Annotated in this window: 27 protein-coding genes; 18 read left to right on the top strand and 9 right to left on the bottom strand. The window is 53.5% G+C overall.

Translation table 11 applies throughout. The features are described 5' to 3' along the window. Positions 1 to 17 precede the first annotated feature (17 nt). From asnS to nth, 3 genes are all read left to right on the top strand, one after another. Complete coding sequence (gene asnS, locus GT3570_RS10325; protein ID WP_014196184.1) at positions 18 to 1,313, top strand: asparagine--tRNA ligase; 1,296 nt, start codon at positions 18 to 20, stop codon at positions 1,311 to 1,313. Between the two features lie 67 nt (positions 1,314 to 1,380). Next, on the top strand, positions 1,381 to 2,082 hold the full coding sequence (locus GT3570_RS10320; RefSeq protein ID WP_014196183.1) for a DnaD domain-containing protein: 702 nt from the start codon (positions 1,381 to 1,383) through the stop codon (positions 2,080 to 2,082). A gap of 103 nt (positions 2,083 to 2,185) precedes the next feature. After that, positions 2,186 to 2,857 (top strand): endonuclease III, encoded by a 672-nt coding sequence (gene nth, locus GT3570_RS10315; RefSeq protein WP_014196182.1) that lies wholly within the window; start codon positions 2,186 to 2,188, stop codon positions 2,855 to 2,857. 103 nt (positions 2,858 to 2,960) lie between these two features. Here nth and GT3570_RS10310 read toward each other — a convergent pair whose 3' ends face one another. After that, positions 2,961 to 5,651 (bottom strand): penicillin-binding protein 1A, encoded by a 2,691-nt coding sequence (locus GT3570_RS10310; protein ID WP_014196180.1) that lies wholly within the window; start codon positions 5,649 to 5,651, stop codon positions 2,961 to 2,963. Positions 5,652 to 5,684: 33 nt separating this feature from the next. After that, positions 5,685 to 6,287 carry a Holliday junction resolvase RecU gene (recU, locus tag GT3570_RS10305; RefSeq protein WP_011231652.1) on the bottom strand — a complete coding sequence of 201 codons (603 nt, stop codon included), beginning with the start codon at positions 6,285 to 6,287 and terminating at the stop codon, positions 5,685 to 5,687. Between the two features lie 224 nt (positions 6,288 to 6,511). Between recU and GT3570_RS10300 the strand changes: the two genes are divergently transcribed. Then, positions 6,512 to 6,754 carry a hypothetical protein gene (locus GT3570_RS10300; protein ID WP_014196179.1) on the top strand — a complete coding sequence of 81 codons (243 nt, stop codon included), beginning with the start codon at positions 6,512 to 6,514 and terminating at the stop codon, positions 6,752 to 6,754. 116 nt (positions 6,755 to 6,870) lie between these two features. Continuing rightward, on the top strand, positions 6,871 to 7,254 hold the full coding sequence (locus GT3570_RS10295; RefSeq protein WP_014196178.1) for a YppE family protein: 384 nt from the start codon (positions 6,871 to 6,873) through the stop codon (positions 7,252 to 7,254). A gap of 80 nt (positions 7,255 to 7,334) precedes the next feature. Here GT3570_RS10295 and GT3570_RS18755 read toward each other — a convergent pair whose 3' ends face one another. Further along, the gene (locus tag GT3570_RS18755) at positions 7,335 to 7,505 is read right to left on the bottom strand and encodes a hypothetical protein (RefSeq protein WP_013144930.1); all 171 of its coding nucleotides are present in this window, start codon (positions 7,503 to 7,505) and stop codon (positions 7,335 to 7,337) included. A 119-nt stretch (positions 7,506 to 7,624) separates the two neighbouring features. Next, positions 7,625 to 7,825: a YppF family protein gene (locus GT3570_RS10290; protein WP_011231648.1), complete on the bottom strand. Its 201-nt coding sequence runs from the start codon at positions 7,823 to 7,825 to the stop codon at positions 7,625 to 7,627. Between the two features lie 285 nt (positions 7,826 to 8,110). On the opposite strand from GT3570_RS10290, the gene GT3570_RS10285 reads away from it, so the two are divergent. After that, entirely contained in the window at positions 8,111 to 8,458 is a 348-nt protein-coding gene (locus GT3570_RS10285) for a YppG family protein (protein ID WP_011231647.1), read from the top strand. An 83-nt stretch (positions 8,459 to 8,541) separates the two neighbouring features. Here GT3570_RS10285 and GT3570_RS10280 read toward each other — a convergent pair whose 3' ends face one another. After that, positions 8,542 to 8,796, bottom strand: a complete 255-nt coding sequence (locus GT3570_RS10280) for a sigma-G-dependent sporulation-specific acid-soluble spore protein CsgA (RefSeq protein ID WP_011231646.1) — start codon at positions 8,794 to 8,796, stop codon at positions 8,542 to 8,544. Beyond that, on the bottom strand, positions 8,796 to 8,981 hold the full coding sequence (locus tag GT3570_RS10275) for a hypothetical protein (RefSeq protein ID WP_011231645.1): 186 nt from the start codon (positions 8,979 to 8,981) through the stop codon (positions 8,796 to 8,798). Before GT3570_RS10275 ends, GT3570_RS10280 begins: the two co-directional genes overlap by 1 nt. A gap of 83 nt (positions 8,982 to 9,064) precedes the next feature. Here GT3570_RS10275 and GT3570_RS18750 point away from each other — a divergent pair, with 83 nt between their 5' ends. After that, a complete protein-coding gene (locus GT3570_RS18750; RefSeq protein ID WP_167552187.1) occupies positions 9,065 to 9,229 on the top strand; it encodes a hypothetical protein in 165 nt (54 codons plus the stop codon). Between the two features lie 115 nt (positions 9,230 to 9,344). Here the strand turns inward: GT3570_RS18750 and GT3570_RS10270 are convergent, their stop codons facing one another. Continuing rightward, the gene (locus tag GT3570_RS10270; RefSeq protein WP_011231644.1) at positions 9,345 to 9,809 is read right to left on the bottom strand and encodes an Hsp20/alpha crystallin family protein; all 465 of its coding nucleotides are present in this window, start codon (positions 9,807 to 9,809) and stop codon (positions 9,345 to 9,347) included. A 230-nt stretch (positions 9,810 to 10,039) separates the two neighbouring features. Here GT3570_RS10270 and GT3570_RS19125 point away from each other — a divergent pair, with 230 nt between their 5' ends. The 7 genes from GT3570_RS19125 (at position 10,040) to GT3570_RS10245 (ending at position 17,262) form a co-directional block, all read left to right on the top strand. Continuing rightward, positions 10,040 to 10,162, top strand: coding sequence for a hypothetical protein (locus tag GT3570_RS19125; RefSeq protein ID WP_011231643.1), 123 nt, complete (start codon positions 10,040 to 10,042; stop codon positions 10,160 to 10,162). A gap of 170 nt (positions 10,163 to 10,332) precedes the next feature. Beyond that, a complete protein-coding gene (locus GT3570_RS10265; RefSeq protein WP_011231642.1) occupies positions 10,333 to 11,007 on the top strand; it encodes a response regulator transcription factor in 675 nt (224 codons plus the stop codon). Further along, positions 11,004 to 12,401, top strand: a complete 1,398-nt coding sequence (locus GT3570_RS10260; protein ID WP_011231641.1) for a HAMP domain-containing sensor histidine kinase — start codon at positions 11,004 to 11,006, stop codon at positions 12,399 to 12,401. Before GT3570_RS10265 ends, GT3570_RS10260 begins: the two co-directional genes overlap by 4 nt. Positions 12,402 to 12,418: 17 nt before the next feature. Next, the gene (locus GT3570_RS18745; protein WP_011231640.1) at positions 12,419 to 12,574 is read left to right on the top strand and encodes a hypothetical protein; all 156 of its coding nucleotides are present in this window, start codon (positions 12,419 to 12,421) and stop codon (positions 12,572 to 12,574) included. A 15-nt stretch (positions 12,575 to 12,589) separates the two neighbouring features. Then, positions 12,590 to 13,144 (top strand): glycerol-3-phosphate responsive antiterminator, encoded by a 555-nt coding sequence (locus tag GT3570_RS10255; protein WP_013144936.1) that lies wholly within the window; start codon positions 12,590 to 12,592, stop codon positions 13,142 to 13,144. Between the two features lie 158 nt (positions 13,145 to 13,302). Next, the gene (locus GT3570_RS10250; RefSeq protein ID WP_014196173.1) at positions 13,303 to 14,961 is read left to right on the top strand and encodes a glycerol-3-phosphate dehydrogenase/oxidase; all 1,659 of its coding nucleotides are present in this window, start codon (positions 13,303 to 13,305) and stop codon (positions 14,959 to 14,961) included. Between the two features lie 111 nt (positions 14,962 to 15,072). Then, positions 15,073 to 17,262: an alpha-galactosidase gene (locus tag GT3570_RS10245; protein ID WP_014196172.1), complete on the top strand. Its 2,190-nt coding sequence runs from the start codon at positions 15,073 to 15,075 to the stop codon at positions 17,260 to 17,262. 58 nt (positions 17,263 to 17,320) lie between these two features. Here GT3570_RS10245 and GT3570_RS10240 read toward each other — a convergent pair whose 3' ends face one another. Then, complete coding sequence (locus GT3570_RS10240) at positions 17,321 to 18,103, bottom strand: EcsC family protein (RefSeq protein ID WP_011231636.1); 783 nt, start codon at positions 18,101 to 18,103, stop codon at positions 17,321 to 17,323. A 194-nt stretch (positions 18,104 to 18,297) separates the two neighbouring features. Here GT3570_RS10240 and GT3570_RS10235 point away from each other — a divergent pair, with 194 nt between their 5' ends. Genes GT3570_RS10235 through GT3570_RS10220 form a run of 4 tightly spaced genes read left to right on the top strand, consistent with a single transcriptional unit; the run spans position 18,298 to position 23,073 of the window. Beyond that, positions 18,298 to 19,482 (top strand): galactokinase, encoded by a 1,185-nt coding sequence (locus tag GT3570_RS10235; RefSeq protein WP_014196171.1) that lies wholly within the window; start codon positions 18,298 to 18,300, stop codon positions 19,480 to 19,482. After that, positions 19,479 to 20,465 carry a UDP-glucose 4-epimerase GalE gene (gene galE / locus GT3570_RS10230; protein ID WP_011231634.1) on the top strand — a complete coding sequence of 329 codons (987 nt, stop codon included), beginning with the start codon at positions 19,479 to 19,481 and terminating at the stop codon, positions 20,463 to 20,465. Before GT3570_RS10235 ends, galE begins: the two co-directional genes overlap by 4 nt. Positions 20,466 to 20,467: 2 nt before the next feature. Further along, positions 20,468 to 21,994: a UDP-glucose--hexose-1-phosphate uridylyltransferase gene (gene galT / locus GT3570_RS10225; RefSeq protein WP_014196170.1), complete on the top strand. Its 1,527-nt coding sequence runs from the start codon at positions 20,468 to 20,470 to the stop codon at positions 21,992 to 21,994. Between the two features lie 56 nt (positions 21,995 to 22,050). Next, complete coding sequence (locus tag GT3570_RS10220; RefSeq protein WP_011231632.1) at positions 22,051 to 23,073, top strand: LacI family DNA-binding transcriptional regulator; 1,023 nt, start codon at positions 22,051 to 22,053, stop codon at positions 23,071 to 23,073. A gap of 16 nt (positions 23,074 to 23,089) precedes the next feature. Here the strand turns inward: GT3570_RS10220 and GT3570_RS10215 are convergent, their stop codons facing one another. Beyond that, complete coding sequence (locus GT3570_RS10215; RefSeq protein WP_011231631.1) at positions 23,090 to 23,533, bottom strand: Hsp20/alpha crystallin family protein; 444 nt, start codon at positions 23,531 to 23,533, stop codon at positions 23,090 to 23,092. Between the last annotated feature and the right edge of the window lie 41 nt (positions 23,534 to 23,574).

Raw genomic sequence — 23,574 nt, 5'->3', positions numbered from 1 at the left:
TTGGAGGGAATCAGTGCGTGAAAACGACGACGATTGCGGAAGTGAATCAATACGTAGGACAACAAGTGACGATCGGCGCTTGGCTGGCGAACAAGCGCTCAAGCGGGAAAATCGTCTTTTTGCAGCTGCGCGACGGCACTGGCTTTATTCAAGGCGTCGTCGAAAAGGCGAACGTCTCGGAAGAGGTGTTTCAACGCGCAAAAACATTGACGCAAGAAACGTCGCTCTATGTGACGGGCACGGTGCGCATCGACGAGCGCTCCCCATTTGGCTACGAGCTGTCGGTTGCCGATTTGCAAGTCATTCAAGAAGCAGTTGACTATCCGATTACGCCGAAAGAGCATGGCGTCGAATTTTTGATGGACCATCGCCACCTTTGGCTTCGGTCGCGGCGCCAGCACGCGATCATGAAAATTCGCAACGAAATCATCCGGGCGACGTATGAGTTTTTCAACGACCGCGGGTTTGTGAAAGTCGACGCCCCGATTTTGACTGGCAGCGCACCGGAAGGAACGACCGAACTGTTTCATACGAAATATTTTGATGAGGATGCCTATTTGTCGCAAAGCGGCCAGCTCTACATGGAAGCGGCGGCGATGGCGCTCGGCAAAGTGTTCTCATTCGGCCCGACGTTCCGCGCCGAAAAATCGAAAACACGCCGCCATTTGATCGAGTTTTGGATGGTGGAGCCGGAAATGGCGTTTTATGAGTTTGAAGACAATTTGCGGCTGCAAGAAGAGTACGTCTCCTACCTTGTGCAGTCGGTGCTCGAGCGCTGCCGGCTTGAACTCGGGCGGCTCGGGCGCGACGTGTCGAAGCTTGAGCTGGTCAAACCGCCGTTTCCGCGCCTAACGTATGATGAGGCGATCAAGCTGCTTCATGAAAAAGGATTGACCGACATCGAGTGGGGCGATGACTTCGGTGCGCCGCATGAGACGGCCATCGCCGAAAGTTTTGACAAACCGGTGTTCATCACCCACTATCCGGCCTCTTTGAAGCCGTTTTATATGCAGCCGGACCCCAACCGCTCCGACGTTGTGCTATGCGCCGATTTGATTGCGCCGGAAGGATACGGGGAAATCATTGGCGGCTCGGAACGGATTCACGATTATGAGCTGCTCAAGCGCCGCCTTGAAGAGCACCATTTGCCGCTTGAAGCGTATGAATGGTATTTGGATTTGCGCAAATACGGTTCTGTGCCGCATTCAGGGTTCGGGCTCGGCTTGGAGCGCACTGTCGCTTGGATTTGCGGCGTCGAACATGTGCGCGAGACGATTCCGTTCCCGCGGCTGCTCAACCGGCTTTATCCGTAAAAAACCCCCTGCAAAAAGGGGGTTTTTTCGCCGCCGTCATGTTATACTATAGTTGAGGTGCATCGGCATGGAAAAGAAAAAGGTGGCCGAATGGCTGGCGCAAGGAAGCATCGCCGTCCCGAAGCTGCTGCTTGGCCACTACAAGCAGCTTGGGTTGGGCGAGGGGGAGCTCGTCTTGCTTTTGCATATGCAGTCGTTTTTCGAAGAAGGCGTCTTGTTTCCGACGCCGGCCGAGCTGGCCGAAAGAATGACGGTCTCGGCAGCGGAATGCATGGATATGGTGCGTCGGCTCTTGCAAAAAGGGATGATCGCGATTGAAGAGCATACGGATGAACAAGGCATTCGCAACGAAAAATATACGCTTGAACCGCTTTGGGAGAAGCTCGTGCATCATTTGTACACCCAAGCCGCTCAACAGGGGGAACTCGGCCGGCAGGAGGAAGAGGAGAGCTTATACACCGTTTTTGAGCAGGAGTTTGGCCGCCCGCTCTCCCCGTTCGAGTGTGAAACGCTTGCGATGTGGATCGATCAAGACGGCCATGAGCCGGCCATCATTAAAGCGGCGCTGCGCGAAGCGGTGCTGTCGGGGAAGTTGAATTTCCGCTACATCGATCGCATCTTGTTTGAATGGAAAAAGAATGGCATTCGCACGATTGAACAGGCGCACGACTACGGCAAAAAGTTTCGCAAGCCGTCCTCCCGTTCGGCGAAACAGACGGCGGGAGAATTTAAACAGACGATCCCGTTTTTCAATTGGCTCGACTCGTAACGAGAGGCGCTGTCTCTCGTTTTTGTTTGTCCAAAAATGGCCAATCGAACCGGTAAAAGGCGTCGTTTTATTCGGGCCAATATGGCAATAAGGAGGAGACGAGGTGCTGACAAAGCAACAAATCCGCTACTGTTTGGATGAGATGGCAAAAATGTTTCCGGATGCGCATTGCGAGCTTTTGCACCGCAATCCGTTTGAGCTGCTGATTGCGGTTGTTTTGTCGGCGCAATGCACCGATGCGCTCGTCAACAAGGTGACGAAACGGCTGTTTGAAAAATATCGGACGCCGCACGATTATATTGCGGTGCCGCTTGAGGAGCTTGAGCAAGATATCCGCTCAATCGGCTTATATCGGAACAAAGCGCGAAACATTCAAAAGCTGTGCGCGATGTTGATTGACAAGTACAACGGCGAAGTGCCGCGCGACCGCGATGAGTTGATGAAGCTGCCGGGCGTCGGGCGGAAGACGGCGAACGTCGTTGTGTCCGTTGCGTTCGGCGTGCCGGCCATCGCTGTTGATACACACGTCGAGCGCGTCAGCAAACGGCTTGGCTTTTGCCGCTGGGACGACTCGGTTTTGGAAGTCGAGAAGACGCTGATGAAAATCATTCCAAAAGAAGAATGGTCGATCACCCACCACCGAATGATTTTTTTTGGCCGCTACCATTGCAAGGCGCAGTCTCCGCAATGTCCGTCATGTCCTCTTCTTCATTTATGCCGTGAAGGAAAAAAACGGATGCGAAAACGGGAGGAAAAAGCGGCAAATCAGAAGTGAACGGAACCGCGAAAGGGCTTGGTGAAGAAGGGCCAGCAGCATGTCGGTCGGTCATGAAAAAACGGATGGCGCAAAAGCCATCCGTTTTTTGGGAATGCAGCTGTTATGGACGGGTGCCAAGACCCGCTCCGGATCCGTTTTTTAACGGCGGGGAGACAGGCGGCGTTCCGCTGTTTGCACCTGTTCCGCCGTTCGTTCCGTTCGTTTGGCCGCTGTTGTTCGTTCCTTGGTTGTTTGTTCCATCCGTTTGGCCATTGTTTTGGTTGGCCCCGCCGCTGTTGCCATTTTCTTGTCCGCCGCTTGCGCCGCCGTTTTGTTCATTGTTGTTTCCCTGACCGTTTTCGTTTCCGTTATTCCCGCTGTTGCCTTGATCGGTGCCGCCGTTTTGCCCGCCGCTGCCTTGGCTGTCATCCCCCGGTTGTTGTGGCGCGGGAGTTTGATCTTCTCCGCCGGGGACATGAACGCTGGCTATGGCCGGTTTGCTCATTCGTTCGCCGTCTTTTGCGTACACGGCGATTGTGTACGTCCATCCTGGCGTCGGATTGGAAATCGTGATCGAACGGTCTTTTGTGGTGATCGTATTCGTTTGACCTTGGCCATCTTTGACGCGCACCTCGAAGATCGTCTCATCGGTTTGCTCATCGTATGACCACGAAACCGAGATGGCGTTCGCCGCTTGGTCGTACACAGCGGTCAACCCTTTCACCGCCGGCAGTTCTTCCGGCGCGTCGTTCGCCGTCTCCGTCGGCTCAGTGCCGCGCACGAACAATTCATACGTAATTTCGCTTTCCGGCGTGTATTTGCCGGCAAGTTTCGGCGGATTTGTGCCTTTTTTGATCGGCAGTCTGACGACGCTCTCCGGCTGCTTGAATTCCCCACTGCCGTCATCGGTATGGGACATTAAGTTTTTCAACAAGTATTTCGGGATTTTTTGTTCCTCTATACTAAGCTTTGCCGTGCTGCTTCGCTTGCTGAAGCCGACCCAAATGGCCGCCGTATAGTTTGGCGTATAGCCGACAATCCAGCTGTCCGGCACATCGTCTCTTTGGAGGCCAAATTTGGCGCCGTCTTCGCCGTAGTTCGTCGTTCCTGTTTTGCCCGCGAGCTCAAGCCCTGGGACATTAGCCAACACGCCGGTTCCGGAGCGGATGACCGTTTTCAGCACATCGGTGATCATATAAGCGGTATAGTCGTGCATCACCCGTTTCGGCTTTGGCTGCAAATCCATTTCCGTGCCGTCTGGGAAGACGATTTTCGTCACGGCATACGGCTTTGTGTAAATCCCGTTGTTGCCAAAGGCGGTGTAGGCCCCGGCCATTTGCAACGGTGACACATAGTTGGATACTCCCCCGATCGCATATGGCTCATATACTTCACTAAAGCCCATCCCAAGACGATTGGCAAACTCCATCGCCCGTTCTTTGCCGACGGCTTGGAACGTTTTTAACGCCGGGATGTTGCGTGATTTTGCCAGTGCCGTCCGCAAGGTGATCGGCCCCATATATCCCCCGCCGGCGTTGCGGATCGGCGTGCCGTCCGAATACGTATACGGCTCGTCAACAAGAATGTGCGCTGTTGACCATTTTAAATATTCGATCGCTGGACCGTAATCCAAAATCGGTTTGATCGTCGAACCGGGCTGGCCGACCGGTTTGATGGCGTAGTTGAAGCCAAATTCGACGTGGTCGCGGTGGCGACCGCCGCCTAACGCGCGAATGGCGCCTGTTTTTGTGTCGACGACGGCGATGCCGGATTGCAAATCCTTCTTATTGGTAAAGTATTTGTCAGAGTTTAATAGCTTTTCTACGTATGTTTGAACGTCTTGGTCGAGCGTTGTATAAATTTTCAGCCCATCTTCAAAGACGTTGACGTTCGCTTTGTCGGTCACTTCTTTGATCACTTCGTCAATGAAGGCGTCATACGGCACGGAGCTTTGCGATTTTTTCCGCTCAGCGAGCATCGACTGGATCGGCACTTGTTTCGCTTTTTCCGCTTCTTCCTGGCTGATAAAGCCATGTTTCGCCATGAGCGACAATACGGTATCGCGCCGTTTTTTCGCCGCCTCTGGATGGTCATACGGATTATACCGGTTTGGACTTTGCGGCATGCCGGCGAGCAAGGCCGCTTCCGGAAGAGTGAGCTTTTTCAAGTCTGTCTTGCCAAAATAATATTCGGCGGCGCGAGCGACGCCATAAATGCCGTCTGAATAATAAATTTTGTTCAAATACATTTCCAAAATTTCATGCTTCGAATATTTTTGTTCAAGCTGCAGCGCGAGCCATGCCTCTTGCGCTTTTCGCTTCAACGTTTTTTCTCTCGACAAAAACGTCATTTTGACGACTTGCTGAGTGATCGTGCTGCCGCCTTCTGCACCAAATCCTTCCTTGATGTTGGCGAGGACGGCGCCAGCCAAGCGGACGACATCGATGCCGTGATGTTCATAAAAGCGGGCGTCTTCCGTTGCCAGCACGGCATCTTCAAGCACTTTGGGCACGTCTTTATACGAAATGTACGTCCGCTTGTAGCCGCCAAGTTCGGCGACTTTCTTCCCATTCATATCGTACACGATGGAAGAGAGCGGGTCTTTAATTTTCGCCTCATCAAGCGGGGGAGCGTCCTTGACGAAGTAGGCGAACGCCGCCACGCCGCCGACAGCGGCGATCACGATGATGAACAATATCGCAATGGCGACTGTTTTCAGCCACGCGATCCCTTTTTTCGTTTTCGCTTTCTTCTGTTTCGTTTGTTTCGCTGCCTGCTTTCGTTCTACGCGAGAACGATATTCACCAGACATAAGCAAATCCTGCCTTTCTTACAAGTTTTCACTTCAACGGGTGAAGTACACGTTGTCTACTACACTAATATAATCAATTCTCGGCTGGTAGCCAAGCGGAATGGAATGTCCATGCCGTTCGATCTCTTGTTTCGGAATCGACTTTCGTCCGCCGGCTTCCTGTTTGTTCCACCAAGCGATCAAATGAGAGGCGTCAAGCAAATACGTTTCATTGAGCAAAGAAAAACGCAAAATCGCAAAACAAATGCCGCCGTGGGCGACGACTTGCTCCATATGGCGGATTTGATGAGCGTGGAAATTTTTCAGCGGAAACGCCGTTTTGTTTTTTGTCTCTTTCGCCTCAAAGTCGATGTACTTGCCGCGGTACACACCGTTGTAGTCGGTCGTCGACGCTTGCCGGAAGTAGGCTTCGGTAATGACGGCGGCGCTCCGTTTCGGATAGTCGACGCGCACGATTTGCACCGGGGTCGGCTTTTTATGGATGACAGCGATGCCGCGTTCCCGGTAATATTCATTCGTCGCGTTTAAGTCGTCTTCGAGCGTCATGCCGCGATTGGCATAATCGGCCGCCGGCCGGCGCGCGGCGTTCGGCTTGTTTCCGCGATACTCTTTTCCGCTCGGGTATTTGAGTGCCATCGCGTTCATCTCCTTTGAATGGTTTTTATTATACCATACGCTCCGGTCATATGCGCTCTTTTTCTTTTCCTCCTTTCGACTGAAGGCAAGCGAAGGAGGTCAATGTCGAATGGCGGCTGCTTGCCACTTTCTTTGCCGAATTCGTTCTACTTTTGTCGCCGCAGCAGGAGTCGTCCTTCCCGCCGCGAATGGAATATCATCATGCGAGAAATGGGGGAGAGGGAATGGAAAAACGGCTCGTGAAAAAAGAGGAGATCGAAAAGCAGCTGCAGGAAATTGTGGCACTCATCGAGCAGGTCGATGCGAAAATGGAAAAAGTGATCGCCGATGTCATCGAAGAGCGTTATACGCAAAATCAAGCGCAGCTCGGGCGGCTTGAAGGGCAGATCGCCGGCGTGGAACAGCGGCTTGAGAAGGAGAAGCAGCGTGCTGCACTTCCGCTTTCGTCGAAACTGTATTTGGTGTGAGCCGGTCGGTATGGTATCATTAAACAGAAGCGCATCGCGGCAAAACGCATCCGTTCTCCGGGCCATAGGGCACATGGGCAAACCGGATTTGCCGGCATGGATAAGGAGGAGGCGCCATGGAAAAAGAGCTTAAGGCGTTGACGAAGCGGCTGCAACAATACAACGAACAGTTGCTTTTGATCGCCCGGCGCGCCCGCGAGCGGAACGAGGAGCCGGATTTTTTTGGCGACGTGAAACCGATGGCCGAAGAGGTGCAGGCCGTTGCCGAACGGTGGAAGGACGCCGCTTCCCGCTGGGTCCGCCATGCGCGGCCGAAATATGTCCATGAGCGGCAAATTGAAGCCGCCGCCGACCATATGGCGAAGCTGTGCGTTGAGGCATTTTATCCATCCGTTCCTGAGCGCCGCATCAAGCAATACAGCCAGGCCGTCGCTTATACGCTGGCGCTTGTCAAGGAACGGCTTGACGACACGACCGAAGCAGGCAAGGAGAGGCTTTGACGGGGCAGGAGAAAGCGGCCGCACGGAAAAAGGGCTGACCCAAAACGCGAGTGCGTTTTGGATCAGCCCCCTTTTTTGTTTTATGTGTCTTTGCCTGTTGTGATCGAGACAGGGCCGCCTTCTGCAGTAGCGACGGTGTTGATCTCGTATTCGACCCGCTCCGTATGCTTGGGCGGCGCTGGTTTTCCATGTTTCGGCTTTTCATGGTCATGGCCTTTCAATTTATGGTTAAAGTGGACGCCTCGACCCATCGCCAATCCCCCCTTGCACGACAATTCCTCTTGCCTCTTTAGGGTGGGAAGAAACATCGTTTTTTATGCGTCTTGAGGAACAGGGGCAAAAAAAAGAAGGGAAAAGCTCCCTCATCGTCCTACAGCCCAGCGTATTCCCCTGCTTCATCCGGCTGAGAGGCGCCGGCTTTTTCGAGCTCACGCACGAGATCACGGTACTCGGCGAGCGAAATTTCCCCGCGCAAATACAGACGGCGGGCAAAATCAAGCAGTTCGTTCGCCTCAGCCGGTTCGCAATGTTTGACCGCCATAAACTTATGCTTTAACTCCGTCACGTTCATTGATGCTTTTCCCCCTTCCCCCTTTTTTACATCGTACCATGAAAATAGGAAGAAAGAATGATTTCGGAAAATTAAAACTTCCGACAAGAGATGACATGTCCGTACACGCCATCGGGCGCCGTCACATATACTAGTGGCAGCCCACCTCTTCGGCCTGGAAGGTTGGTGGCTCATCAGCATGAATGTTGTTCGTTTGCGTGCGAAACAGCGCACGGCCGCATCTTGCCTGTACGAGCCGCTTTCTAGGCAAGGGGGAATGGACACCAACAATGGGGGAGAAGGAATATGCATCGTTACTCGCGCCCGGTTTTACCACCGCCCACGTATGGTCCCTATGGCTTAGGCAGCCATTATCATCCTTACTTCCACTATGGAGGTTCATCTTTTCCATCGGCGCCGGGGCACTGGCCCTTTTTTCCGTCCACCCATGCCGCCCCGCCTCCCCATCCGGCGTCATACCCAAAGCCGGGGCCGCTTTTGCCGCCGCCGCGCCCGTCGTTTCTCGCCCAGTTTAAAAACAGCGACGGAACGTACGATATCAACAAAATGATGAGTACCGTGGGGCAAATGATCAATACGGTCAATCAAGTGAATGGCGTGTTGAAAGGATTGCTCGGTACGTTTAAAAAATGAAACCGCGTCATGGCGCGACGGTCGAGCGCGCTTGAAAAAGGGAAACCGCTCCGCCGTTTGCACGGGGAGCGGTTTTCACGTTGTCAAATGAGCAATTCATACACTTCATTGAGCTGATACACGCGCTCATAATCGCGCTCATCCATCGCATAGCGGATTTCATGGGGCAAAATGCGATCCAAAAAGGCGCTTTCTTCTTGCGTCAAGTCGCGGACAAATTCCCCTTCGCCTCGGTATGGTTTGCTGATCAGTTTTTTGTAAATGCGTTTTGGGGTGTCGCCGTGGTGATCCAAATAGTTGGACAGCACTTCGCGCAAGTAAGCGAGTGTTTGTTCCATCATCGTCCGCCCCCTTCGAAAAAAGAGACAAACTCTTTGCTTGTGTTTGTGCGGCCTTGGACGTACGGATTTTCTTCCGTCACGCGGTCCGGGTCGAGGTTTGTTTTGATGACAAGCATCGGCTCATCCGACGGCTCGTTGATCAGTCGGTCGTTCAATTGTTTGAAATCGGGCAGTTTCGCCATTCGTTTTGCACCTCCTATCAGTAGCGTAGCTTGTCAGCCGAGAAAGTATGTATGCATCGTGTTGGCCGCGGCAAGGCAAGCGAATGGCAAACAATAAGGGGGTGATGGCGGTGACAGACCGCAACGACAACTGGAAGCGGAAAAACAAATACACGAACCACCGCGAGGAAATCGCCAACGAATGGGTGATCAAAAAAGGAACGCCGGAAGAGGGCGAACGTTCCGGAAATTCACCCCATAAACAATAGAAGCTGGATAAGAAACAAGCCGCTCCCCATGAAGGGAACGGCTTGTTTCACGTCCAAGCGCGGCGCTGGCCGCTGCCAAAATGGTTTTTGAACGCACACACAGGCTGGATCGTCTTCAATCGATATCGATATATTTCCGTTTTTGCGGCAGCTGGATGGTGAGCGTCCCATTTTGAAACGAGGCTTTCACCTCATGCTCAGCGACCGGATACGGAAACGGAATCAGCCGCGCCACGCGCCGCCGTGCGTGGCGGCGTTCGTATACATGGCCGTGATGATCTGCCGATTCAATTGTTTCATTGTGATCGACGATCAGCTGCAGCCCATCTTCCTGCCATTGCAAGCTGATTTGTTCCCTTTTGATGTCAGGCAGCCGGACAATGATTTGGTAATCGTGCTTCGTCTCTTTCACCTCGATCGGAATGTACGCTGCAGCAAACGTTTGTGCGAAATAGTCATCGAGCGTTTCAAACAGTTTTTGCAGCGGCCGTTCATCAAACCATTGATTCATCATTTTCCGCAAATGATGGAACGGGTGATGGCCTCCCCCATTGGCTGGTGGTTGAAACGATTCATTCATTGCGCTCTCCTCCTTTTTTCAAAACAGCGAAATGGTTCTGTCGGGACGCTGCCGATTGGCAAAGCGATTCACTGTCAATGTATGTACAGAGCGCAAAAAAAGCTACTTCATACTTTTTTAGAGAGTTTTCATCTTGTTTTAACCCGGATGGAATATAATGACACCACCATCCATGAGATGCACATCAATAACGCTGTCGGTTGCCCGGCGGCGGGAGGAGGGATGGCGCGATGCATTGGGTTCATTGGCTGGTGACATTGTTTTTTTCGGGAACAGCCGTGTCGCTTCTTTCTTATCAAGTGTTTGAAATCGTTCAAGCCATTGTTGATTGGATCGTTGACCGCCATTCATAAACAGCTGCCTGCGCCGCTTTTTGCCGATTCATTTTTGAGGGCGTCCCTAACAGGCGCCCCATTCCTTTTTTGACTGCTGGCTGCCCGTTGGCGGTGAACGATTTGTTGTGTATAGTTAAAGATGTATAAAGGTGGAAGCAGCAACAGCCGCAAGAGAGGAGGAGCAACTGATGAACGGACGTATTTTATTGATTGAAGATGAAGCCGGGCTCGCCCGGTTTTTGGAGCTTGATTTAAAGCACGAAGGCTTTGACGTGCATGTATGCGCCGATGGACGCGAAGGGCTCGAGCTCGCTCTTTCGGAGCAGTGGGATCTCATTTTGCTTGATGTGATGCTGCCGCGTTTAAATGGCATGGAAGTATGCCGCCGCATCCGGGCGGCGAAATCGACGCCGATCATCATGATCACAGCGCGCGACAGCGTGTTTGACCGCGTCATGGGGCTCGATAACGGGGCCGATGACTACATCGTCAAACCGTTTGCCATTGAAGAGCTGCTCGCCCGCATCCGCGCCTTGTTCCGCCGCGTTCATCCGGAAGCGAACGCCCAAGTGTTGACGTTTAAAGATTTAGTCGTTGACGTGCAGGCGCGCACAGTGAAAAAAGGAGACGAATTTATTGAGCTGACGAAGCGCGAATACGATTTGCTCGTCGCCTTTATGCAAAACATCAATGTTGTCTTGACGCGTGATGCGCTCCTTGACAAAGTGTGGGGGTTCGACGCCGAGGTTGAGACGAACGTCGTTGACGTCTACGTTCGCTATTTGCGGCAAAAGCTTGACGAACACGATAAAGAGCGGTATATCCAAACGGTGCGCGGCACGGGATATGTGATGCGGCCATGAAGAGGGAGGCGATTCGCCGGCTTTCGCTGAAAGGGAAGCTGACCGTTTTGTCGGCCGGGGCGATTTTCATTACGTATTTTGTGTTTACGTTTTTGCAATATCATATGGTCAAACAATGGCTGCTGAAGGAAGAAGAAAAAACGATGGAACAAACGGTGGCGGAAATTGAAACATATTACGCGGAAAAACGTAATCTATCATGGGAAGGGATTCGCCGCAGCCGCGCGTTTTTGGAAAAGCTGAATGAACGCTACCAGCTCATTCGCGTTACGGATGAGAAAGGAAACGTCATCGTCTCCGTTTCAAATGGGGCGGCGGTGTCGCTATCGCCAAGCGAGATGCCCGACAAGCGGAAGATGGATGAGCATTTCATCAACAATGAGCGATTTTTGCTGCTCCGTCAGCCGCTTCATATCGGCAACTTGCATGGAACGATCGAGATCGCCCGTCGGCTGGCGAGGTTCCAGCAAGTGACCAACACACTCTTTCTCATCATGACGGCGATCGGCTTTTTGGCCATGGCGGCAAGCGCTGTCGCCGGCCGGTTCGTGGCGCAAAGCTTCGTCCGGCCGTTGCAAACGCTGGCCAAAACGATGGCGGACATTCAAAACAACGGGCTGAAACGGCGCATTGATGTGCCTCCGGCGCGCGATGAAATCGCGGAACTGATGGTGATGTTCAACGGCATGATGGATGAAATTGAGCGGTCGTTCGCCATGCAGCGGCAATTTGTCGAGGATGCGTCCCATGAACTGCGCACACCGCTCGCCATTTTGCAAGGCCATCTTTCGTTGCTGCAACGATGGGGAAAGCACAATCCAGAGATTTTAGAAGAATCGCTCGAGGCGGCGGTGAAAGAAGCGGAGCGGCTGAAGCGGCTCGTTCTCGAGCTTCTTGACTTGTCGCGCGCCGAGGCGATCACGGTGCCGGATGAGGTCGCGCCGATGGATGCCGCGGCGGCTGTCGGACAAGTCGTCAAAAATTTCCGCGTCTTGCACCCGGATTTCCAATTTCTGATTGACCAGCCGGATAAGCCGATTGCGCGCGCGGCGATGGCGAAACATCATTTTGAACAATTGCTGTTCATTTTGCTTGACAATGCGGTAAAATATTCTCAGCGAGTGAAACAAATCGCGATTTCCTTGCGCGAGGAAGGGCCGTTTGTCATCGTGTCCATCCGTGATTATGGCATCGGCATTCCGAAAGAAGAGCTGAAAAACGTTTTTTTGCGCTTTTACCGCGTCGACAAGGCGCGCAGCCGCGAACAAGGCGGCGCCGGGCTCGGCCTTTCGATCGCCAAGGAGATCATCGATAAGTACGGCGGGCAAATTGCGTTGGAAAGCGAAGTTGGGAAAGGAACGACGGTGGAGCTCGCCATTCCGAAAGCGGAATAGGAGAGGAGCGTGAGGCAATGGGACATCCCCATGAGGAAGAGGCGGCAAGCAAAAAAGTGATTCATCACCTCGTTGAAAAATTCCGCAAGCGCGGGGTGAAAATCGCGACATGCAAACCGCGGACGATGATGTCACTGTCATGCTTAGATGAGATCGACAAAATGAGAGGATGAATCGAAGAAAAGAAAATGGAAGCGAAACAGCGCATCATTCCGGCCATTAAAACGATGAAGCAATTTGACGCCTTTTTGTCAAGCGGTTACACGGTCGGCGTGTTGCTTGAGGTGCATATTGCCCAGTTAAAAAGCATCTTTGCCTATGCGCGCCGGCATGGCAAGGAGTTGATCATTCACGTCGACTTGGTGCAAGGGCTGAGTCATGATGAACATGCGGCGGAATACCTTTGCCAAGAGTTCCGCCCTCATGGCCTCATTTCCACGAAAGCGGGCGTCATTATGAAGGCGCGTCAAAAACGCGTCTTGGCCGTGCAACGCATCTTTTTGCTCGATTCCCACGCTTTAGAGAAAAGCTACCAGCTGATCGCCAAAACGAATCCGGATTGCATTGAAGTCATCCCGGGCGCCATGCCGCACATCATCCGCGAAGTGAAAGAACGGACCGGAAAACCGATTTACGCCGGTGGGCTCATCCGCACGGTCGATGATGTCGAGCGGGCGCTTGCAGCTGGGGCGGCGGCGGTGACCACGTCAAACGAAACATTATGGCGCCACTACAATGGATAATGCGTTGAGCTGGTCAAATCGGCCGCAGTCTGCTACAATAAAGGTAACAAGTTAATCATCAGTCAGGAGACAGGGAGAGACCATGCATGCATGGTAGGCGAAAGGCTTATCGTGTTTGCAATGGTCTCTTTTTGTCTTTTTCAAAGGAGGAATCACGCATGGCGTTCTCAAGCAAACATCGGAGCGATGTTCTTCAAGCGATGAGCGAAAAACAATATGATCTTCTGATCATCGGTGGAGGGATCACCGGCTCTGGCATCGCCCTGGATACCGTCTCGCGCGGCATGACGGTCGCGCTTGTCGAGATGCAAGATTTTGCCGCCGGCACGTCAAGTCGGTCGACGAAGCTCGTTCACGGCGGCTTGCGCTACTTGAAGCAGTTCGAGGTGAAGCTTGTCGCGGAAGTCGGGCGCGAACGGGCGATTGTGTATGAAAACGGCCCGCACGTCACCACACCGGAGTGGATGCTGCTGCCCATTTACCGCGGCGGGACGTTTGGCAAATGGAGCACGTCGGTCGGCCTTTGGCTGTATGACCGGCTGGCTGGCGTCAAGCCAAGCGAGCGGCGCACGATGCTTGATGCCCGGCAGACGTTGGAAAAAGAGCCGCTCTTAAAGCGCGATGGCCTGATCGGCGGCGGCTATTACGTCGAGTATCGGACCGACGATGCCCGCCTGACGATCGAAGTGATCAAAAAAGCGGTCGAGCTTGGCGCCGACGCCGTCAACTACGTAAAAGCCGAACAGTTTTTGTACGACGAGCGCGGCCGCGCGATCGGCGCCCGCTGCCGCGACCTGATCGGCGGACGAGTGTATGACATCCGCGCCAAAAAAGTCGTCAATGCCGCCGGACCGTGGGTTGATGCGCTGCGCGACAAAGACGGATCGAAAACCGGCAAGCGGCTTCGGCTGACAAAAGGCGTCCATATCGTCATCGATCAAAAGCGTTTTCCGCTCAAGCAGGCAGTCTATTTTGACACCCCGGACGGCCGGATGGTGTTTGCCATTCCGCGGGATGGGAAAACGTATGTCGGCACGACCGATACATTTTATGACGATGATCCCGCTCATCCGGCCATGACCGAAGAAGACCGTGATTACTTATTGCAGGCGATTCACTACATGTTCCCGTCCGTCGGCGTCACTGCCGACGATGTCGAGTCGAGCTGGGCTGGCGTCCGTCCGCTCATTTATGAAGAAGGGAAAGACCCGTCGGAAATTTCCCGCAAAGACGAGATTTGGACATCGCCATCCGGCCTCATTACGATTGCCGGCGGCAAACTGACCGGCTACCGGAAAATGGCGGAAACCGTCGTCGACCTCGTCGCTAAGCAGCTCGAAAAAGAAGAGCGGAAAACGTTCCGTCCATGCCAGACGAAACAATTGCCGATCTCCGGCGGCGATGTCGGCGGCTCGCACCGCCTCCCTGCCTTCATCGCCGAAAAAGCGGAAGAAGCGGTGCGCTATGGATTGACGAAAGAAGCGGGAGCGCGGCTGGCGAGACAATACGGCACAAATGTCGACCGGCTGTTTGCTTTAAGCCAGCAATACGACCGTTCATCTGGCTTAACGCGCGAAACGTTCATCCGCCTCGTCTACGCCATGGAGGAAGAAATGGCGGCCAAACCGGTCGACTACTTCATCCGCCGCACCGGAGCGCTGTTATTTGACATCGATTCTGTCCGGCGGGAGAAAGAGGCGGTTGTGGCGTTTATGGCGCGGTATTTGGGGTGGACGGGGGAAGAGCGGGACGTGTATGAGAAAGAACTCGACAAGGAACTGCGACGAGCGGTGTTGGCAGAGGAAGGAGCGAAGTGAACCAATGATCATGAAGGAAATGATGAGCGCCTGAATCCAGGCGCTTTTTTGATGGATCTTTTCGTAAAAATTAAGTAAAATTTAAATAAAAAATCAAAGTGAGGGAAGAGGATGGCGGTTACATACAATCCGCAAACGAAGCAGTTTCATTTGCGGGCGGGCAAGGCAAGCTACGTGATGCAGCTTTTCCGCTCCGGCTATTTGGCTCATATCTATTGGGGAAAAGCGGTGCGCGATGTTCGGGGGGAGCGGAGGTTTTCGCGGCTGGATCGCGCGTTTTCCCCCAATCTCGCCCCATCCGACCGCACGTTTTCGCTCGATACGCTGCCGCAAGAATATCCGGCCTATGGGAATACCGATTTTCGTTCTCCGGCGTATCAAGTGCAGCTTGAGAACGGCTCGACCGTGACCGATTTGCGCTACAAAACGCACCGCATTTACAAAGGGAAGCCTAGACTTAACGGACTGCCGGCGACATACGTGGAGCATGAACAGGAAGCGGAGACGCTCGAAATTGTCCTTGGAGATGCGCTGATCGGTCTAGAGGTCACGTTGCAGTATACGGCGTATGAAAAATGGAACGTCATCACGCGCGCGGCCCGTTTTGAAAACAAAGGCGGCGAGCGGTTGAAACTGCTGCGTGCGCTCAGTATGAGCGTTGATTTCCCAACTGCTGACTATGATTGGATCCATCTCCCCGGAGCGTGGGGGCGCGAGCGCTGGATCGAGCGCCGCCCGCTTGTGACCGGCGTGCAAGCGGCGGAAAGCCGCCGCGGCGCGAGCAGCCACCAACAAAACCCATTTATCGCGCTCGTCGCCAAAAACGCCGATGAACACCAAGGCGAAGTATACGGGTTCAGCTTTGTGTACAGCGGCAATTTTCTCGCCCAAATCGAGGTGGACCAGTTCGGCACTGCCCGTGTCTCGATGGGAATCAACCCGTTTGATTTCACATGGCTGCTTCAGCCGGGTGAGTCGTTCCAAACGCCGGAAGTGGTCATGGTTTACTCCGACCAAGGGTTGAACGGGATGTCGCAAACCTACCACGAACTGTACCGCACCCGCCTGGCGCGCGGCGCATTCCGCGACCGCGAACGCCCGATTTTGATCAACAACTGGGAAGCAACGTACTTCGATTTTAACGAAGAAAAACTCGTCAACATTGCGAAAACGGCAGCGAAACTAGGCATCGAACTGTTTGTGCTTGACGACGGCTGGTTTGGCGAGCGCGATGACGACCGCCGGTCGCTCGGCGATTGGATCGTCAACCGGCGCAAGCTTCCGAACGGCTTGGACGGGCTGGCAAAACAAGTAAACGAACTTGGACTCCAGTTCGGCTTATGGGTCGAACCGGAAATGGTGTCGCCAAACAGCGAACTGTACCGGAAACACCCCGACTGGTGTCTGCATGTGCCCAACCGCCCGCGTTCGGAAGGACGAAACCAGCTTGTGCTCGATTATTCCCGCGAAGACGTTTGCGACTATATCATCGAGACGATCTCGAACGTCCTCGCAAGCGCGCCGATCACGTACGTGAAATGGGACATGAACCGCCATATGACGGAAATAGGCTCCTCCGCCCTGCCGCCCGAGCGCCAGCGCGAAACGGCGCACCGCTATATGCTTGGGCTGTACCGCGTCATGGACGAGATGACCTCGCGCTTTCCGCACATTTTGTTTGAAAGCTGTTCGGGAGGCGGGGGGCGGTTTGACCCGGGGATGCTGTATTATATGCCGCAAACGTGGACGAGCGACAATACCGATGCCGTCTCGCGCCTGAAAATTCAATACGGCACGAGCCTCGTCTATCCGATTAGTGCAATGGGCGCCCACGTCTCGGCGGTGCCGAACCACCAAGTCGGGCGGGTGACGTCGCTCAAGACGCGCGGCCATGTCGCGATGTCAGGCAACTTCGGCTATGAGCTCGATATCACGAAATTGACGGAAACAGAAAAACAAATGATTAAGCAACAAGTCGCGTTTTACAAGGACGTGCGCCGTCTCGTCCAGTTCGGCACGTTTTATCGACTGCTAAGCCCGTTTGAAGGCAACGAGGCGGCGTGGATGTTCGTCTCTGCCGACCGCTCGGAAGCGCTCGTCGCCTACTTCCGCGTTCTGGCCGAAGCGAACGCGCCGCTGTCATACCTGCGCTTAAAAGGGCTTGACCCGAATCAAGACTACGAAATCGAGGGACTTGGCGTTTACGGCGGCGACGAGCTGATGTATGCCGGAGTGGCCTTGCCGTACCGCTCTGGCGATTTTATCAGCATGATGTGGCGATTGAAAGCTGTTCAACGATAAGAAGGGATGCTGTCGCTCGAGTCTATGCACCAGTCATAAACGAATTGAACCCGGTGTCTTAGATGCCGGGTTCAAACTGTTTGAGCTTCTCGATGATGCGACGCTTCCGATAGAGCATCTTCCCGGTTTCGGCGATGTCTTCCATAAACGATTTGTTAAACAGCGAACCGAAAATGACACCGATGATCGGAACGGCTTGAAACAGCTTTTTCCACCCGTATTGGTCGCGGAACGTCATCATCACTTCCCGCCAGCCTTGCAGTTCGGAAAAGACGCGCCCGCGTTCATTGGAGAACGACGAAAGTTCGTCCAAAATCGCTTTTTTCCCGACGATGTCCGCCGCGGCAAACTGCAGGCATTTGACGACGAACACGCGCTCCTCTTTTTCCTTCGGGTCATATCCGTACACGATGGCGATCTCTTGCAGCGTTTTCAGCGCTAAGCCGAGAAGCGCTGGAATGTCTACCGCCAGCGTCAGCGCCCCGCCAATTCCAGTTGCCGCCCCTTGCAGCTGGGCGAACGTGACGCGCGCATCGATCAATTCATCGCAGACGCGATCCATTGTCTCAAGCGGCAAGTGCGGCACTTGCGCAAGCGACGATACCCCGAGCCGAGTGAATATTTTCTTTTCATTCACTAAATATTGCCCGCCGCTTTGAATATAGCTGCCCAACTCATCAAGCAGCTGCCCGAGTTTTCGATGGACGACTTTTGGCGTCAGCTTATCCAGCACTTGAAATGGCAAGCGGCCAAGCTTTTCCCAAAACCATAGGTCTTTTTGGGAGTGTTCCCACTGTTCGATTTGCTTTAACTCTTTTTGTAGCTGCAGTTTGGCATCCATATTTGGGCCCCCTGTTCCTTCTTAAATGTTAATGTTTAGGATAGGTTGATTTTAACGAATTATACGGACAAGGAGGGCATTTTGTTTCTGACAAGAAATCTGCAGTCATGAACAAAAGTAGGAGTTTTTCATTGACGAACAGTAAAATTTTAACTAAAATATTTATCATAAAATGATCTTAAGGAGGCTCTTTCATGATTACAACTTTAAAACAACAATTTATCGAACTTTTTAGCGGCTTAGGCGAAGGCATCCGCACTTTCTTCGCCCCCGGCCGCGTCAATTTGATCGGTGAGCATACGGATTACAACGGCGGGCATGTGCTGCCGTGCGCGCTCGAGATCGGCACGTATGCGCTTGTCCGGCAAACGGATGAGCCGTTTGTCCGCCTTTACTCCCAAAACTTCCCGGAAACGGGAGTGATCACTGTCTCTTACGATGACTTGTCATACCGGAGCGAGCACGGCTGGGCGAACTACCCGAAAGGGATCTTGGCTGCGTTTCAAGCGCTCAGCCCGCTGGAGACCGGATTGGACATTTTGTATTACGGCACGATCCCGAACGGCGCAGGACTGTCGTCATCCGCGTCGATTGAGCTCGTGACCGCGGTCATGCTCAATGAACTGTTCAGGCGCGGGCTTGACCAGCTGGAACTTGTGAAAATGAGCCAAACCGTAGAAAATAAATACGTTGGCGTCCATTGCGGCATTATGGATCAGTTTGCCGTCGGCATGGGGAAACAAGATTGCGCCATTCTATTGAACTGCCAGACGCTCGAGTACCGCTATTTGCCGCTCGTGCTCAACGATTGTTCGATTGTCATCGCGAACACAAACAAAAAGCGCGGCTTGGCGGACTCGGCGTACAACGAGCGGCGGGCGACGTGCGAGGCGGCTCTCGCGAAGCTGCAAAGCGTGCGGAACATCGCCTCGCTCGGCGAGCTGACAAGCGCAGAGCTGGCCCGTTATGAACATCTTCTTTCCCCGCTTGAGCAAAAACGGGCCCGCCATGCGGTGACGGAAAACGAGCGGACTCTTGAAGCCGCCCGGGCGCTTGAGCGCGGAGACCTGATCCGCTTTGGCGAGTTGATGAAACAGTCGCATTTGTCGCTGCGCAATGATTACGAAGTGACAGGTGTTGAACTCGACACGCTCGTTGAAGCGGCATGGTCGCACGAAGGAACGGTCGGGGCGCGCATGACCGGAGCAGGATTCGGCGGCTGCACGGTGAACATTGTGAAAAAGGCATGCGTTCAAGATTTCATTGAACGGGTCGGAAACGCGTATGCCGAAAAAATCGGTTATGAAGCAAGCTTTTATGTCGTTGAAGTTGGTGACGGGGCGAGAGAACTCACGGAACTGGAGGAGATGAGCCGATGATTTTGGTTTGCGGAGGGGCAGGGTATATCGGCAGCCATGCGGTGTACCGTCTGCTTGAAAAAGGGGAGCGCGTGGTCGTGGTGGATAACTTGCAGACGGGGCACCGGGAGGCGGTTCACCCTGATGCGGTGTTTTGCCAAGGCGATATTCGCGACCGCGATTTTTTGCGCGAGGTGTTTCGCCAGCACGACATTGAGGCGGTCATTCATTTTGCGGCGAACTCATTGGTCGGCGAAAGCATGGAAGAGCCGCTGAAATATTACGACAACAATGTGTACGGCACACAAGTGCTGCTTGAAGTGATGAGAGAATTTGGCGTTAAGCAAATCGTCTTTTCTTCAACCGCCGCGGTGTATGGGGAGCCGAAACAAATCCCGATCGTCGAAACCGACCCGACGGAACCGACGAACGCGTATGGAGAAACGAAGCTGGCGATGGAAAAAATGATGAAATGGGCGGACCGCGCCTATGGCATCCGCTCGATTTCGCTCCGCTACTTTAATGTCGCCGGGGCGTACGGCACGACAATCGGTGAGGACCACAACCCGGAGACGCATCTGATTCCATTGATTTTAAAAGTGCCGCTTGGCCAGCGCGAGGAAATCTACATTTTCGGCGATGACTACGACACGCCCGACGGCACGTGCATCCGCGACTACATTCATGTGCTTGATCTCGTCGATGCCCATTGGCTGGCGCTCGAGAAATTGCGGAGCGGGGCAGACAGCGATGTATACAATTTAGGCAACGGAAATGGATTTAGCGTCAAAGAAGTGATCGAAGCGGCTCGGCAAGTGACCGGACACCCGATCCCCGCCCGCGTCGTGGCGCGGCGCCCGGGCGATCCGGCGAGACTTGTCGCTTCATCGGAAAAAGCAAAGCGCGAGCTCGGCTGGGAGCCGAAATACCCGTCCATTACGGATATCGTCGCGTCGGCATGGGAATGGCATCAAGCGCGGCCAAACGGATATCGGGGTGTGTAAACATGGAAACGATTTTTGCGGCGATTGAACAACTGATCCGTTATGCCGAGCAACGCGGCCTTTTAGCGCCGGAAGATGTTGTGTACGCGCGCAACCGCCTGCTGGCAACGCTCCGACTCACGGAATGGCAGCCGGCCGAGGTCAAGGACGTTCCCTTGGCCTCGCCGGCCCCGGTATTGGACGCTATGATTGATTGGGCGTATGAACAAGGATTGTTGGAAACGAATACAACGACCGAGCGCGATATATGGGATGCGAGACTGATGGACTGCGTCATGCCGCGGCCGTCGGAAGTGATCCGCGCCTTTTACGAGCGATACCGCCGCGACCCGCAGGAGGCGACGGACTGGTTTTATTCGTTGAGCCAAGCGTCCAATTACATTCAAACGGCGCGCATCGCCAACAATCAGCACTGGAAAGTGTCAACCATCTATGGAGAATTGGATATCACCATTAACTTGGCGAAGCCGGAAAAAGACCCGAAGGAAATCGCCAAATTAAAAGAGATGCCGTCATCCTCGTATCCAAAATGTGTATTATGCAAAGAAAACGAAGGGTATGAAGGAACGTGGCGTCATCCAGCCCGTTCCAATCACCGTGTCATCCCGATCACGTTATTGGATGAACAGTGGTATTTCCAATATTCTCCCTACGTGTACTATAATGAACATTGCATCGTCTTTTCCGCCGAACATGTGCCGATGAAAATGGAGCGGAAGACGCTTGAGCGTTTGCTCGATTTCGTCGAAAAGTTCCCGCACTATTTCATTGGCTCGAACGCCGATTTGCCGATTGTCGGCGGCTCGATTTTAGTGCATGACCATTTCCAAGGCGGGTGCTATACGTTTGCGATGGAAAAGGCGGAGATCGAAGAGTGTATCCCGCTTCCATCGTTTCCGTCGGTCACAGCCGGCATAGTGCGCTGGCCGATGTCCGTCATCCGTTTGACTGGACCAAAAGAGGACGTGTTGGATGCGGCTGCCTTTTTGTATGAAACATGGCGGACGTACAGCGACTCAAGTGTCGAGATTATGGCCTACAGCGGCGATGTTCCGCATAACACGATCACCCCGATCGCCCGGCGGCGCGGCGATTTGTTTGAGTTGGACATTGTTTTGCGCAACAATCGGACATCAGCGGAACATCCGTACGGCATTTTCCATCCGCATGAAGAATTGCATCATATTAAAAAAGAAAATATCGGCTTGATCGAAGTGATGGGGCTGGCGGTGCTGCCGGCACGGCTTGCCGTGGAACTGGAGACGCTGGCCGATTATCTCGTGCATCGGACAAAAAAAGAAGACTGGGACGAGTCGATGCATAAACATTGGGATTGGTGCGAAGCCATTCACTCGGCCTATCCGGACATCACGAAGGACAACGTCCATGACATTTTGCGGCACGAAGTCGGGCAACGGTTTGTGACCGTGTTGGAACATGCCGGGGTGTTTAAGCGGGACAAGCGAGGGAAGGACGCGTTTCGCCGCTTTATGCAGCACGCTGTGGAGCGCATGTCGTCTCTTGTTTAAATGCGGCGAAAAAACGCGTTTCATATGAAACATAAGGAAGGGATTGCAAACAGACTATGGCTACGTTAAAAGAAATCGCGGAAAAAGTCGGCGTTTCGGTCGCGACGGTGTCGCGCGTGCTTAATTACGATGCGACGCTGTCCGTTTCCGATGAAACGAGAAGGCGCATTTTTGAAGTCGCCCAAGAGCTGAACTACAAAACATTGCGGGAACGAAGCCAGCAAGCGCGCGAATCGTTTCGCTTCGGGCTCATTCACTGGTATTCGGAGCGCCAGGAAATCGATGACCCCTATTATATGGCGATTCGCCTCGGAGTGGAAAAAGAGTGTTTTGACCGCGGCATCGAACTCGTCAAATTGTTTAAACAGCACGGCGCCTATCCGATCGAACGGATGGAGGCGCTCGATGGCATCATCGCCGTCGGAAAATTCGGGCCGAAGGAAGTCGAGGTTTTTGCCGCCGGGGCCAAACAAATTGTGTTTGTCGACTGTTCGCCTGATGAGCATCGGTTTGATTCAGTCGTCATCGACTTGCGTCAAGCGACGGTGACAGTGCTTGATTATTTGCTTCGGTTGGGGCATACGAAAATTGGCTATATCGGCGGCCGTGAATATGTCGACGGGGAAACGCCGATCCGCGATGAGCGCGAAGCGGCGTTTTACGAATATTTGTATGTCAAAGGGCTGTATGATTCCCGCTATGTATGGATCGGTGCCTTCACTGCTGAAGATGGCTATCGGCTGATGAAAGAGGCTGTTTCAGGCGGCGACTTGCCGACGGCGTTTTTCATTGCCAGTGATTCGATGGCGATTGGCGCCCTGCGTGCGCTGCATGAAGCCGGGATCGCTGTTCCGGAAGAGGCGGCGATTGTCGGATTCAATGATATTCCGACGGCAGCATTTCTTCACCCGCCGCTTTCGACGGTGAAAGTATACACAGAATTTATGGGTGAAACAGCGGTTGAGCTGCTCATCGAACGGTTGACGACGAAACGAGCGATTTGCAAAAAGGTCGTCGTGCCGACAGAGCTCGTCATCCGCTCAAGCAGCGAGGGCAACGAAAAGGGGAGCGGTCGATAAGCCGCTCCCTTCTGCATTAATGGAACTCGATATCAACGCGTTTTTTCGTTCCTGTCGTTGTTTTCGGGATATGAATGTCAAGCACGCCGTTTTTGTACGTCGCGCGAATGTTTTCCGTCGCCGCATCCGCCGGCAGGGTGATCGAACGCTGGAAGCGACCAAAGAAGCGTTCGCGCCGGTGCATTTGTTCTTCTCTTACATCGTGGTGGCGTTGAATCGTGCCGCTGATGGTCAACATGTTGTTCTGCACGTCAATGTGCACATCCTCTTTCCGCTCCAGCCCCGGTAAATCGCACGAAACGACGTATTCGTTGGCCGTTTCATGCATGTCGATGCGCGGCATCCAGTGCTGCTCATCCATATGAGTGAACAGCGATGGAAAATCACTAGCAAAAAAGCGGTTCATATCCCGGCGAATCGATTCCAAGTGCCGGAACGGGTCATACGGAATTAACGCCATAACTGCCATCCTCCTTAACAAGAAATGTTCTTTCGCTCAGT

The organism is Geobacillus thermoleovorans, from assembly GCF_001610955.1.
Lineage (GTDB): Bacteria > Bacillota > Bacilli > Bacillales > Anoxybacillaceae > Geobacillus > Geobacillus thermoleovorans.
Note: the sequence above shows the minus strand (reverse complement) of the source record. Positions and strands in the feature narration are given on the sequence as shown.